Origin of the sequence: Butyricimonas sp. BSD2780061689_150309_C8 (assembly GCF_015560935.1) — a bacterium.
In the GTDB taxonomy this organism is placed as follows: Bacteria; Bacteroidota; Bacteroidia; order Bacteroidales; family Marinifilaceae; genus Butyricimonas; species Butyricimonas paravirosa.
This window is the reverse complement of record NZ_JADMSV010000016.1, coordinates 1-13,665: the sequence shown is the minus strand read 5'-3', so window position 1 is coordinate 13,665 and position 13,665 is coordinate 1. Positions and strand designations below refer to the sequence as shown.

The window sequence follows — 13,665 nt, the reverse complement described above, 5'->3', positions numbered from 1 at the left end:
TACAGCGAGTGTTCGTAGCACTCGCTTTCCTTACTTATATACTGTTACTATTTTTCCGTTTATTTTAAATTTGACATTACCAACTTCAGAAATCACATCTAAGATTTTATTTACTTCGGCATATTTATCTACCCGGACAAAAAATTTCTCCTGCTTTACATCCGCATTCTCGTAGAATACCGTAAAGCCATACCATTCCGCCAATTGATCCAGAATTTTCTCCAATTCCACGTCCCGGAAAAAGAACATGTTATCCTTCCAGCAAACAATTTCTTCAACATCCACCTCGGTCACCGAGACCACGTTCATCACGTTACCCACAACTGCTTGCTGATTAGGTTTTAACACAACTTCCGCATCCTTCCCTTTCACTTGCACGCTACCCTTCACCAAAGTCGTTGCCACCTTTTTATCCGGCAGGCACTTCACGTTAAACTCCGTCCCTAGCACTTGTATATCTCCATTCTCCGTGTGTACGATAAAAGGGTGTTTCTCATCTCTCGCCACTTCCAAATAAATTTCGCCCTTGCTCAAAAACACTTCACGGCTATCACCAACAAAATCTACGGGAAACCTCAATTGGGTCTCTTCATTAAACCAAATTTTTGTTCCGTCAGCCAACATCACGTGATACTCTCCACCCTTCGGAACCACCACGGTATTATACTCAACCACCACGTTATTCTCTGAAGAATCTTTCTTCGAATAAACAAGCTCATTTCCATTTGTGATGGCATTCGAGGTAACCTCTTTTTTACCCTCCACTCTCTGAAGTTGCAAGACAGAACCGTCTTCCAAAACCAGCATGGCCTGTTTACGAACCGGAACAGGCAATTTTTCTTCGACTTGATTTTGTACCACTATTTCCGGCTTTATTACATTTCCTTGACTTATGAAGATATAGACAGCAACAGCCACGGGTAAAATCAGAATGGCCGCGTAACGCATCATCTTTATCATCCGGCTCGGCTTTTTCCTTACCTCCATGATCCGTTCGTGAACCTCCCGGCTGGTGATCATCTTTTTCATTTCCCTGTATGCCTCATCATCAATATGCAGCTCGGCACGCAACTCTCGTAACCTCGCGGCATCCTCTTCCGACAAGCAAGCAAAGATGTCCTTCGTGATTAATTTATGTAGTTCCTTCATCATCTTTTTGTCTTATATCCATGTTACACATGAACAACAAAAATGTATGAAAGAAAATTTATATTTAACTTACATTAACAATCATATTGTATACAAATATTATCTACCCAGTGAATGTGTGAACCAAAAGCGAGAACCCTTCCCCAGTTCAGAATTAACCCCAATGCGACCTCCCACCTGTTCCACGATACTCTTGCAAATAGATAATCCTAAACCTGTTCCATGAGCAAAACTATTCAATTTCACAAAACGGTCAAAAATCTGTTTCTGCTTTTCTTCTTCGATGCCCACGCCCGTATCCGTCACTGATATTTCAACCTCTCCATCTCTCAACGTATACCCCACGGCAATTTCCCCGGAAGTCGTAAACTTGAAAGCATTATTCACAAAATTGGAAATAACCTGCCGTAACCGATTCTTATCACTGTACACCCAGCATTCCGGCAAATTGGGAGCTATACACAAATCAACCCCGGCTGGAACTTTCACCCGGAGTGAAGTCACGACATCCTCGCACAACTGGCGCACGTCCACCCGATCATACACGAATTCAAAAGTCCCCGCCTCGATTTTTGATAAATCCAGAATATCCGAAATTAACTGCAACAACAATTCATTATTCTCCTCCACGATACCGATATATTGCGCACGCTCACTTTCCTCTTGGGCATAAGCCAATAAATTGGAAAAACCTACAATCGCATTCAACGGAGTCCGAATCTCATGACTCATATTCGCCAAAAACGCCGACTTTAAACGATCCGATTCCTCCGCCTTATCCTTCGCTTTGATCAACTTCGCCTCGGTCTCCTTCAATTCTGTAATATCATAATTAATACAAATCATCTCGATCATTCCTTCCTGCGGGCGATAATCCCTCACCAGCACGTTCACCCGCGTCCACGTGTAATGCCCATCAGCCCGTCGGATTCGCATATCATTCCGTAAATGCGTCCGCTTCCCGGCAATTACATCTGACAAAAAGGCAAGCATCATAGCCCGATCCTCCGGGTGAAAATGCGAGTGTACCCCGATAATCTGCGGTAGAGGCGTCCCGATTTCTTCTCCCACATTCTTATACCAACTATCCAGACCGTACCCGTTACGAGTCAAGGCGTTAAAATGCGCATACCCGACCTGGGCATAATCGCCCACCAACGTGAAAAAATCCTTGAACTCCTGAATCTGGTTATACGCCTCCGTGGCTTCCGTCCGGTCCAGACTGATCAACAAATAATTGATCAAATTATTTTGTGCATCATACAACGTCGTTACCTTCGTCAACAAATTCAACCTTCCCGTCTTCTTAGAAACATAAAGACCATTCAATTTCGAAAAATCATACACCAGAGAAAAACTCACATCCTCTCTTCTCTTCATCCTTTCCCTCATCCCCTCCGGTATAAGATGATTTTCAAACATATTAATTCCCAAAACATCCTCTTTCCTAACCAACCCGAACATCTCAAGATCTTTATCATTCAAATCGACAAGATACCCGTCTTTATCATACAACTCTATCCCGACCGGGATATTCTGATATATATTACGCAGCAAACGTTCACTCCGGTCCAACGCCTCGTGGGCTGAGAAGGTATCGGTCATATCCGAAAACATCAACACGACTTCATCCTTGCAAGGAGAATACATCACGGCATGGAAATATTTATTTTTCTCTTCCAGATGATAATTTATATCCCGTACAACCCCGCTTCGCATCACCCGTTCCAGATCAGGCAGCCGTTCCACAAAATGCGGATCAACTTTACTAGCATATTTCCCGGTCCAACTATTCCCTCTCGTGTTGTAAAGAATCTGAGCCATCGTGTTCGAATCCATGAAATAATAATCCTTCACGTGTCCATCCTCGTCATAAAACAATTTCATCCGCACATACCCCACCGGCATATGTTTAAACAAATCAGCCAAGAACTTTTTCTCTTCCTGTGCCTTATCCTCCGACTTCCGGAGTTCCATGCAAATACTGATAATATTCACCATCGAGGCAAACCACTGGTAATCCTCATTTTTCCACACGTGAGGCTTATCCAAAATGTCGATACCGGCATACCCGGACACGCCGTCTTTTGAAAACATCGGGATAACAATAAGCGATTTCACCCCTTGCTCCGTCAGACGCCTTTTTTCCTCGCTTGCCTCTTCCGGTAACTCGTCCAAGCTGGCAAAAATAATCGGGGACGCATTCCCGGCCAACTGTTTCGTCCACCAGGGAATATTACTCATCGGGAACTTCTCCATGTAATTCTTTTTCTTAAAAGACTTGTAATTTCCCGCCTCGTAACGACACGTCTGCGTGCGATTTTCCCAATCGTACTCTATAATATAGGTACACCCCTCCGGATAATGCTGCATAATATCACCCAAAATCTTATTGATAACACTGCTCATATCCCCGGAACGAAGCAATGAAAGCAACGAGCGAGAGATACTATTTTGCTGGGCAAACAAATTGTTCACACGTTCCATCGCCGTTTCCTCCGTATCCATATTCTCCGGGACATCAAGACACTCCATGAAACCACAGGTTTTCATATTCCCCTCGGCATTCACCTCCTTGGAACACAATTTCACTCGTACCCACACGATTTTTCCTCTCACCTCGATCGGGTAAATCTGGTCATATATATTCTGGGTTTTTCCAAAACGAAATTCGTTCACCGTTCGCAAACGATAATTCTCCCGGATCAACTTACGAAAATCAACAAAACTGATTATCCCATCTTCGCCCAAGTCTAACAATTCTCGAAGAAAATCAGAACAGACATACTGCTTTTTAGAGAAATCAGCTTCCCACCAACCCATTCGTGCCTTATTCAATAAATCTTGAACACGTCCACTATTGAACCGACCATTATTATCCACGACCTTACAAATTTGATTATATTCAACGCCTAATCCCACAAAAATAGTAAAATATCCTTCACTCCGGCCCCCTTTTCAAAATAAAACAGGACATTAAATCTCGTTTTTCAATGCCTCTCGTATTTTAGCGTAAGCCTCTTTCTTGTAATGCCGCACGGTATTATACTCCATGCCAATTTGTTCTGCGATTTCCTTCGTGTCATATCCTTGTAAGGCTAATTCTAAAATACAACGCTCTTTTCGCGGTAAGCGACCGATCAGTTCGTACATATAATCATGAGTATCCACGACAACAAACTCGGTCATCAGCTCGGGGGATAAATCCATGTATACCGGACGAGAATTACGAATAAAATTCAGACACAAATTTTTTACCGTGGAATAAAGATAGGAACGCTGTTCCGATTCATTTCGTTCTTCCACGATCTTGTTATAACCGTTCACGAAAGCCTGATGTACTATATCCTCTGCCTCATCAGGACAATAGCGAGCAGCATAAACACGCAATTCATGCCTCAACTTGCAATATAGTCGAGCAATAATCTTCTCTTTCTCTTCCGTCATAAATGCCGATCCCTACGAAATCCCCCGTTTTCTCACATAATTTCAAAACAGGATTAAACCTTGGTTTTTTGATAGCGTGAATGTATAAAAAGAGAGGTGTATATGTCTGTTTATAAGCTATTTATTGTTTGGGTGTGTGGAATGTGCATTCTCGGATGTGCATCCAGTAAAAAGGTCGTTTATTTACAGGATATTAAAGTGGATAAACGAGTTAAGGCGGCATGTGAGTATCGAACCGTGATTCACGTTGATGATTTATTGTCGATTATCGTGTCGTGTGATGACATTGAGGCAGCTTTACCATTCAATACCCCGATGATCGGTTTAGGGAAAGAGGTCACTTCGGGGAACCAGCAAGCAGCCTTGGGATATTTAGTTGATAAAGAGGGATATGTTGATTTTCCTGTTTTAGGTAAGTTGCAGGTGGACGGTATCTCTCGTAATGAATTGGCAGACCTGTTGAAGGAGAAGTTGTCCGGTTATTTGAAGAACCCGATCGTGACGATTCAATTCCTGAATTTCAAGGTGACGGTTTTGGGAGAGGTGCGTAATCCCGGGAGCTACAAGGTGAACAGCGAGCGAATCTCTATTCTTGATGCCTTGGGAATGGCGGGTGATTTACAGATTAATGCCAAGAGAAAGAATGTTCTGGTGATGCGGGAGGATGGGAATGAAAAGGTGTTTTCCCGTGTCGATCTAACTTCGAGTGAGTTGTTACATTCCCCGTTTTTCTATTTGCAGCAAAATGACGTGGTGTATGTTGAACCGAGTCGTGGACGTATCGTGGGAGGTAACGCGGGAACTTTCCTGCCTTATATATTATCAAGTGTATCCACTTTCGTGGCCGTGTTGGCTTTAATATTAAGATGATGACCGGAAGAGCTGGTTGCAACTATTTATGAATCTATAAAATAACCATTTTATGAACGAGAATGTTAGTAGAGAAACACTGTCTGATCAGGAAGATGTCATTGACTTGGGTAAGTTGTTTTATAAGATTCTAGTCCGGTGGCGTTGGTTTATCATCTCGGTGCCGCTGTGTCTGGCGGCGGCACTGTTTTATTGCTTAATCAGTACTCCGGTGTATGATATTCACGGGAAGGTGATGATTAGTGACACGAAAAAGGGTGAGTTGGGAACGAACGTGATGATGAAGGAGTTGGGGTTGTTCCGGGCGGGGGACGTGTACGTGGAGAACGAGATGGTGGAATTGCAGTCGAAGAATTTGATGCGGGAGGTGGTTCGGGATTTGGAGTTAAATATACGTTATACTCAAGAATGTTTTTTCCGGGATCATGAACTTTATAATGATTCTCCCGTGAAGATATTGGTTGATCACCCGGAGGGTATAAAGGATACTTGTCTGTATGTTCTTTTGGCTGCAAATGACGAGATTGTCGTGACCGATCCGAAGGGAGAGGTGATCCGGCGAGGGCATTTCTCGGAGAGTATTTCCATGGGGGATTATTGTATCTCCGTGGAAAAGAATGCGGACTACATGGGGAGTGAATTATGGGAAGTCCGGATTAACTTGGATTCATACGAAACGGCCACGAAGGTTTTTTATAAAAATTTGAGTATCATACCGCTGGAAAAAAATACGAATGCCGTGCGAATTATGTTGAAAGATCCGATTCCGGGGCGGGGAGTTGAGTTGATACACGCTTTGGTGGATCGCTATAACCAGAACGGGGTGACGGATAAACAACAGGTTTCGGCTAAGACGGTGGAGTTTATTAATGCTCGCTTGCAGGTAATAAACGGGGAATTGGGGACAATTGAGAATGATGCCGAACGTTTTAAGCGCACGAATAAACTGACGGATCTGACTTCTGATGCGGCTTTTGCCATGGAAAGGAAAAAGCTGGCCGGAACGGAGTTACTAAAGGCTCAAACGGAGTTGGACGTGGTGCGAAGTATTCGATTGCTGACGGAAAAGAACGAGGATGGGGAGTTCTCGTTGCTACCGGAGAATATGGGGTTGACGGACGACGGGTTGAATAACGCTCTTTCCCGTTACAACGAAATGATATTACGACGCGAGAAATTATTGTTGAGTGCCCGGGAGAATAACCCGATCGTGACGGGGTTGGATATGCAGTTGCGAGGGGTGAAGAGTAGTATCCGGGAGGCCATCGGAAACGTGGAAAAGGGATTGATTATAAAGATTAAAGGGTTGGAACGGGAAAGTCTTTCGGTGGACGAACGATTGACTTCGGTACCCACGCAGGAGAAACAATACCGGGCAATAGCCCGCCAGCAGGAGTTGAAGGAGAATTTGTTTCTTTTTCTGATGCAAAAGCGGGAAGAGGCGGAAATTGCGAAACTGGTTTATGTGCCGACAGCGAAGATTATCGAAGATCCTGATGCGGGAGAGGGGCCTGTAAGCCCGAAGAAATCGTTGATTTTGTTATTGGGGTGTATGTTGGGCGTGTGTATACCCGTGGGGATTATTCTGGGAATGGATATGTTGGATTCGAAAGTGAGGAGTGTTGAGGATCTCGAACGAGTGGTTCGTTTGCCTTTGCTGGGAACCTTCCCGGAGGTCGGGAGTGGAAAGGTAAAGGTTGGAGAAGAGGATTTTATTCAATCGGAATCGATGCAGTTGATCCGGGAGAAATTGAATTATATCCTTAAACAACAAAAGTCCCCGGTGATTATGGTGACCTCTACCATTCCCGGAGAAGGAAAATCTATGGTTGCAACTCATCTGGCCAACGCGTATGCCAAGGCAGGGAGGCGAGTGATTGTTGTCGGGTGTGACTTGCGGAATCCCAGTTTGCATAATTTTCTTGATTTCGATCGACAGGAGGGATTGTCTGCCTATTTGGCGGGATTGTGTGATACTCCGGAGCAGTTAATCTGGCGGGTTAACGAGGAGTTACACGTTTTGTTCGGGGGAGTTATACCGCCTAATCCGGTACAATTGATAGCTAGTCCACGGATGCAGGAGTTGTTGGAGTATCTGAGAGGGAAGTATTCTTGTATTATTCTGGATACACCGCCTCTGGGTGTGCTGGCAGAAGGTTTTACTTTGAGTAAGTTGGCGGATGCCTGTGTTTACGTGGTGCGGGCTAATGTATTGAGGAAGGAATCGTTAAGACTTTTATCCGAGCTGGAAAAAGATAAGCGTCTATCGGATTTAGGGGTTGTTCTCAACGGGGTAAAGGTTGAATCGGGCGGGTACGGATACGGTTATGTATACGGCTATCAATACGGTTACGGTAACGGGAATAAAGATCGTAAAACTTCTTGATCATGTTGTTTTTTAATAGACGTAAACGATATTTTTTCGAGTATGAAAATGATATACATGCTCATGTTTTACCCGGTTTGGATGATGGGGTGAAGACGATGGATGAGGCCGTGATGATCGTGAAACGAATGGAACGGGTGGGATTGAAACGATTGACGTGTACGCCCCACGTGGCTTACCCGGCTATGATAAATACACCGAAAGATGTGGAGAGTATGTTGTTCGTGTTGAAGTCCCGCTTGCGGGAAGAGGGGGTGCGTGTTGAGGTGGATTCCGGGGCGGAATACCGGATGGGGGAGTTTATGCTGGAGGTGTTGGAAAGGGGAGAAATCATGGCATCGAACCGGGGGGAAGTGTTGGTTGAACATAGTTTTGTCGGGCCATCTAATTACGTGGATGATATATTATTTGGTTTGCAGGGACGGGGATTTTGTCCTGTGCTGGCGCATCCGGAACGGTATCCGTTTTACGCGAAGGATATTGTCCGGTATTGTGAGCGGTTTAAAGAAAAAGGTGGAAAGGTGCAGGTGAATATACTTTCATTTGCAGGATTCTATGGCAAAGAGGCTATGATGGGAGCCCGAAAATTGTGTGATGCCGCTTTGGCCGATTATTATGCCGGGGATATCCATTGCTTGCAGCAAGAGATATTGATGGAAAAATATATAGGAGGAGCGTGGTAATTCTTTTTAGAATTGCTTTTTTTGAATGTTTTTTACGCTCCTCCGTTTCTTTTATTTGAATAGTTTATCCAAGCCTTTCAAGAGGTTATTTTTTAATTCTTTACCGGCTTCTTTTTCTATTTTCTTCAATGCTTTAGACAAATCGGGGGTAATTGTCGGTTTATCCAGAGTACCACCAAGTTTGACATCAACGTCCAGTGATTGAATGTTGTTGGCTCCGGGGATGGCTTTCAACACGTTGTCAATGTCTTTCCCGAAGTATTTCCGGGCAATGTTCATGGACATCGTGTAATCCATTTTGCCATCAACGGTTTGGCTACCGGAGAAGGTGGTCGGGTTACCTGCGATATTCGTGGTAAACGGTTCTACGATAATATTTCCTTGTTCAATCTTGAAGTCTATTTTCAAGTTGGAAATACTTAAACGGCTTAACTCGTCATTTTTCAACAGGCTGGCCAGTTGGGTCATGGCCGGATTATCATTCAGGACAAATCCCTTGGTTGAGAGGCTACCGCCACCATTGGCCGTTGTCATGATCGGGCTCATTTCTTTGTCCAGATCCGAGCTAAATTTCATGGCAGCAGATATTTTACCATTGCAGTTCATGGCAATCGGCAGGCTTTGTTTGATGAACGAGAAGGCGTTGTATGCCGAGTGAATGTCAATGTCGGTAACCCGTAAATTCAAGTCTACGGAAGGCTTGGCCGGGTTTGCCGTGTTGTAGGCCCCGTTCATGATCAGGTTCCCGTTCAGCATATCCATGCTCAGATTCTTTAGCGTGGCGATACCACCGGATGTTTCGATGTTTCCTTTGACGGAGTTTATCACGAGACTATCGAACAAAATTTCTTTGATGTTCGTGCCGAAGGCCAGTTCTATGTTTTTCGGAATAGCCAGTACACTTGATGTTTCTTCTGCCGGGGCCGAACTTTGTGTTGTTGCAGCCTGTGTCGTGTCGGCCTCTGAGGTCGTCATGTTTGCCATGAATTCATTCAAGTCGATTTTGTTGGAATTCAAGGTGAAGTTACCTTTTAAGGTCTGATCCTTGAACACGTAAGGCAGGTAGTTGGCTAGATAGCCGGCTAGGGCGAAGTCTGAAGAGTTGATTTTTACTTTCAAATCTTTCAAGTTCAGCCGGGCGGGTGTGATGGTTACCTCTCCGGAGGGAACAGAAATTCCGGCAGGGAAGTCCGCGTTCTTGAACAACACGTTTTGCAGGGCAATCTTACCGTTTGCCGTGAACTTTTCGTATTGTTCTTTCTCGATATATTGGTACTTCCCGTCAAAGGAAAGGTCAGTTGTTAAGATACCGTTTAATGTGATGTCTTTTAACGGTAAGGCTTTTTTCAAACTCTCGAAGTTGATAACGCCTTTCATGTCGCCCTTTAATGTCGGGTCGTCCGGATTGACCACAAGCAGGTTCATGCTGAACGGGTTGTTGGCAACCGTGAAGGTCAAAGTACTTAAATCTGCCTTGGTTTGCGCGATAGTTCCGCCGGGGTTGGTTACTGCCAGTTTCAGATTGATTTTTTCAACCGATTCGGGAAGGTCCGGGTACTTCAGGTTTGCGTTCAGAATGTTGAAACGCAAGTCAAAAGCGGGAAGATGATTCTCGTAATATTCCCCTTTCGCGGATAGGCTGAGTTGGAATTCTCCGGAAGTTTTGACCCCCTCGATTTCTTTCTGGAAATCTTTGGGAATTAGCGCTAACAGGCTTTCGAATTTCGTGTCGGGTGCGTTCAGATTCAAGTCCATCGTGTATTTGTCGTCATCAATATCAATGCTTCCGGTTAAATCCAGTTTCAAGTCATTCAATGACATATCATTTTTCTTGATATCGAATTGGAGTTCTTTCAAGTTGGCACCGATTTCGGCTTGCCAGTTGAAATCAGTGTTGTTTACCCACACACTCTTACCTTGACGCAAATATATGTTTTTGAGTTCCAATAACACGTTTAGTATGGTGTTGGTTTCGGAAAAATTTCCTTGTAAGGCCATGTTCACGGCATCAACCCGGGCAAATGTCTGTGCTTGTTCGTCTTGGTAGTTTAACATCAGGTTACGCACTTCGATGTTGTTGAAAGCGATGGCAGTTTCCGAACCGGACTCTTCCGTGGTTTCCACGGGAGTTTCTTCTGTTTTCACCTCTGTCGTGTCGGAAGGAACCATGATGTCCCAGTTGGCTTTTCCTTCGGCATTGACTTTGGGCATAAAATCACAATCTTTTAATAAAATGTTATTGATTATGATTTCTTTACCGGAAATTAAGGAACGTAAATTTACGGATGCCTCGAAAAGAGGAATATTGATTAAAGTGTCCCGAGTGTTCGTTTCTTCCTTGGAAATGACCACGTTATCCAAGGATACGCTTAGGTTCGGGAAGTTCTTGAACATGCTCAGATGTACGTCCCCGATAGCCAGTTCGGCCTGGATGTATTTTGAGGATTTCTCCTCGATTAATCGTAGGATGTCACTTTTGAAAAAGACGGGTATAACCATCAGTGTGACAATAATTAGCACGATAATAATTGCTAGTGTTATAAATACTTTTTTCATACGCTATAAGTTATGTGTGTTGTTTGCGTTGTAAATGACAGTGTTGTAAATTATTTACGACAAGCTATCATGTATTGTTCTATACAAAGTTATACAAAATTATTTGAAGTAAGGTTTTATTTTTTTGAGTTTAAATAATGGTAAAATATTTTGGGATTCCAAGGTAGAATAGTCAATCTTACCGAATTTTCGTTTGGCGTTGAAGATGAGTTGAACATCTTCGTACACTAGATAGGGGTGATGTAAAACGCTTTTAAAACTCATGGTGTCCAGTTCCTTTTTTCGGATTAGCGCGGGATTCACGGAGAAATGGGGAAGTAATGAATCTATGTTCAGGTATTGAAATTTAATTTCTTTGAGTTGACGGGTGGTGTGAAAACCGCCCAGTTGTTCCCGGTAACGCAGGATTTTGCTGGCGTAGTATGGGCCAATGCCCCGGATACTGACCAATGCCGTGCTGTCGGCGGAATTGAGTTCGATTACAAGAGGGTTTGGGGAGACGGTTTGTGTCGTATCAGAAAGTCGGGAATAGGGAATCAGGAAGACCGGGTATTCACTCTTGTGAATGGTTCGTGGTAGCACGAATAATGCCATGGTAAGAATGCCCAATGTTATGATTCCTTTTTTCTCCGATTTTCTGATAAACATGGTTGTGATATTAGCTGTATAAACGCCATCACAAGTTATGAATATTTTACTAAATAGTTACTATATTGATTTGATTATTTTACGTGAATTATCCGATTGCTTTTGATGTCATTAAATGCTTTTGGGAGCATATTAAATACAGGAGATGTTTCAATGCTTCTGCCTTTTACTTGCATTCGCCGTGTTCCGGAAATGAGGGATAGGGCCTCTGCCAGTAAGGGTTCGTTTTCATCGCCAAGTTGAATACCGTTGAAAAGATCCTCTTTAACCTCGTGTTGAGGTGTCATGCCTTCCAAGGAGTTGGGATACCCGTCGATATTGGTGAATCGGGAGCATACCGGAAATATTAACCAGTTGGCCAGTTCTTTATCTGCCACTAATTTCCCATTTTCTTCATATTGCGGGGAGAAAGCGTACATGGTGACGTATTTTCCGTAAGTCTTTGTTCCCACGAGTTCGACATCCATAAATGCTTTAAGGCAGGCAATCGTGTACTCGGAGGCAGAAACAGTCTCGCCAGAGGTTAAGATATATACTTTCTGGGAGGGTAAATCCAGATTGCAATTGGTTTCCACGAAGAACCTGTTAAGTAAGTTTTCGTATTGGGAATCACTTTCGAATATTTTTTGGCAGGGCGAATTCCATGTTTCTTTGGAGAGAAGTGTACCTACCACGGCTTTTTCTTTGGGAACAATCGCGCTGCATAGGAATGTGGAGGCGTCATCGTCACCTCCGTGGTTGTACCTGAGGTCGAGTATAAGATCGGTAATCCCGGCTTCCTTAAATTCGTTGAAGGCTTTTACAATGCTAGTATTGAACGTTTTCGTGAAATTGGTGTACATGAGGTAGCCGATTTTGTGGTTTCCCCGTTCGAAGAGTTTGGTTATAAGAACGGGGTCTGCATCCATTTTCCGGGAAGTGATGGTGACAGTCTTTCCCGAAGGAGCTATGACATTCCCTTCTTGTTTTCCCACTCCCAAGTTGAGGGTCCCGGGATTGGTAAGTTTGCTGAGGTCGCTTTCTGTAAAGCTTTGCGAGTTCAATTCTAAGATAATGTCTCCTCGTTTCAATTTTTCGGCAGCCGGAGAACCGGGATAAACGTATTGGACGATGGCAAAACATTTGTCGCTGTTATTGAATCGTCCGTAAGCAAGCCCGTAACCGTAAGTTTCCCCTGTTCCTGCCATTTCTTCTAGAAGTCCGTTGGCATCATCAGTGATCAGGGACCATTTGTCTTTGGAGGAAAGGAGGGCCTTGAAATATTCTTTCGGGTCTTTTTCTGATTCCGGTTTAATGTCCGGAATCTCGTCATACCACAAGTAGAATGTAGATAAATTGTTCTGAATGAATTGATTCATCCGTGTGGCTAATTCATTGTCTTCCGAGTGATTGTTGTCTTTTTCACAGGAAACTAAAAGAGATAGCACAAGGAATAAAGAAAATAGAATTTTTGATGTGTTCATGAATGATTTTTTTGTGATTGTTTGGTAAAATAAGTAAAATATACCGACAATTCCTATCTTTTGTCCGAATTTATGGCGAGGAAACGGGAAACTCAATTAAATCATAATGAAGTTTTTACTCTTTTCATGAAAAAAATGCGTGAAAAAAAATCGAAATAAATTTGTGAGAGAAACAAAAAGATATACCTTTGCAACCGCAATTGAGAAACACAATTGAAGGATTCAGTAGCTCAGCCGGTAGAGCACAACACTTTTAATGTTGGGGTCCTGGGTTCGAGTCCCAGCTGGATCACGAAAAGAGACTAAATTATTGATTTTTAGTCTCTTTTTTTTGTTGTAATACAGGTTTCGTGAGTGATACTTTTTTGAAACATGATCAAATTGGAGATAGTGTTTCAAAAAGTGTGTAAATTCCGAATTGATTATTTTTGTAATGCAATTTTCAAAAATGGATAATTATGGA

General features: G+C 43.3%; 9 protein-coding genes and 1 tRNA gene. 4 read left to right on the top strand and 6 right to left on the bottom strand.

What is annotated here, in order from left to right; translation table 11 throughout:
• Nucleotides 1-30: 30 nt before the first annotated feature.
• The 3 genes from I2I33_RS12530 to I2I33_RS12520 all read right to left on the bottom strand — a co-directional run bounded on the left by I2I33_RS12530 (nt 31) and on the right by I2I33_RS12520 (nt 4,596).
• Nucleotides 31-1,152, bottom strand: coding sequence for a FecR family protein (locus I2I33_RS12530; RefSeq protein ID WP_087422290.1), 1,122 nt, complete (start codon nt 1,150-1,152; stop codon nt 31-33).
• Between the two features lie 96 nt (nt 1,153-1,248).
• A complete protein-coding gene (locus tag I2I33_RS12525; protein WP_239428334.1) occupies nt 1,249-4,032 on the bottom strand; it encodes an ATP-binding protein in 2,784 nt (927 codons plus the stop codon).
• A 93-nt stretch (nt 4,033-4,125) separates the two neighbouring features.
• Nucleotides 4,126-4,596 (bottom strand): RNA polymerase sigma factor, encoded by a 471-nt coding sequence (locus tag I2I33_RS12520; RefSeq protein WP_027202992.1) that lies wholly within the window; start codon nt 4,594-4,596, stop codon nt 4,126-4,128.
• Between the two features lie 102 nt (nt 4,597-4,698).
• Between I2I33_RS12520 and I2I33_RS12515 the strand changes: the two genes are divergently transcribed.
• Genes I2I33_RS12515 through I2I33_RS12505 form a run of 3 tightly spaced genes read left to right on the top strand, consistent with a single transcriptional unit; the run spans nt 4,699 to nt 8,535 of the window.
• Nucleotides 4,699-5,466 carry a polysaccharide biosynthesis/export family protein gene (locus tag I2I33_RS12515; RefSeq protein ID WP_087422284.1) on the top strand — a complete coding sequence of 256 codons (768 nt, stop codon included), beginning with the start codon at nt 4,699-4,701 and terminating at the stop codon, nt 5,464-5,466.
• A gap of 52 nt (nt 5,467-5,518) precedes the next feature.
• The gene (locus tag I2I33_RS12510) at nt 5,519-7,852 is read left to right on the top strand and encodes a GumC family protein (protein ID WP_087422283.1); all 2,334 of its coding nucleotides are present in this window, start codon (nt 5,519-5,521) and stop codon (nt 7,850-7,852) included.
• A gap of 2 nt (nt 7,853-7,854) precedes the next feature.
• Nucleotides 7,855-8,535: a tyrosine-protein phosphatase gene (locus I2I33_RS12505; RefSeq protein ID WP_087422282.1), complete on the top strand. Its 681-nt coding sequence runs from the start codon at nt 7,855-7,857 to the stop codon at nt 8,533-8,535.
• 51 nt (nt 8,536-8,586) lie between these two features.
• On the opposite strand, the gene I2I33_RS12500 is transcribed toward I2I33_RS12505, so the two are convergent.
• From I2I33_RS12500 to I2I33_RS12490, 3 genes are all read right to left on the bottom strand, one after another.
• Complete coding sequence (locus I2I33_RS12500; RefSeq protein WP_087422281.1) at nt 8,587-11,091, bottom strand: AsmA family protein; 2,505 nt, start codon at nt 11,089-11,091, stop codon at nt 8,587-8,589.
• Nucleotides 11,092-11,190: 99 nt separating this feature from the next.
• Nucleotides 11,191-11,739: a ComEA family DNA-binding protein gene (locus I2I33_RS12495; protein ID WP_087422280.1), complete on the bottom strand. Its 549-nt coding sequence runs from the start codon at nt 11,737-11,739 to the stop codon at nt 11,191-11,193.
• Between the two features lie 74 nt (nt 11,740-11,813).
• Nucleotides 11,814-13,202, bottom strand: a complete 1,389-nt coding sequence (locus tag I2I33_RS12490) for a S41 family peptidase (RefSeq protein ID WP_140402619.1) — start codon at nt 13,200-13,202, stop codon at nt 11,814-11,816.
• Between the two features lie 219 nt (nt 13,203-13,421).
• Here I2I33_RS12490 and I2I33_RS12485 point away from each other — a divergent pair.
• A tRNA-Lys gene (locus I2I33_RS12485) sits at nt 13,422-13,494 on the top strand.
• Nucleotides 13,495-13,665 lie beyond the last annotated feature (171 nt).

Excerpts from the sequence above, each read along its gene's own strand:
- I2I33_RS12500 (WP_087422281.1), bottom strand. The coding sequence starts at position 11,091 with ATGAAAAAAGTATTTATAACACTAGCAATTATTATCGTGCTAATTATT.
- I2I33_RS12530 (WP_087422290.1), bottom strand. The coding sequence starts at position 1,152 with ATGATGAAGGAACTACATAAATTAATCACGAAGGACATCTTTGCTTGC.
- I2I33_RS12515 (WP_087422284.1), top strand. The coding sequence starts at position 4,699 with ATGTCTGTTTATAAGCTATTTATTGTTTGGGTGTGTGGAATGTGCATT.
- I2I33_RS12495 (WP_087422280.1), bottom strand. The coding sequence starts at position 11,739 with ATGTTTATCAGAAAATCGGAGAAAAAAGGAATCATAACATTGGGCATT.
- I2I33_RS12510 (WP_087422283.1), top strand. The coding sequence starts at position 5,519 with ATGAACGAGAATGTTAGTAGAGAAACACTGTCTGATCAGGAAGATGTC.
- I2I33_RS12505 (WP_087422282.1), top strand. The coding sequence starts at position 7,855 with ATGTTGTTTTTTAATAGACGTAAACGATATTTTTTCGAGTATGAAAAT.
- I2I33_RS12490 (WP_140402619.1), bottom strand. The coding sequence starts at position 13,202 with ATGAACACATCAAAAATTCTATTTTCTTTATTCCTTGTGCTATCTCTT.
- I2I33_RS12520 (WP_027202992.1), bottom strand. The coding sequence starts at position 4,596 with ATGACGGAAGAGAAAGAGAAGATTATTGCTCGACTATATTGCAAGTTG.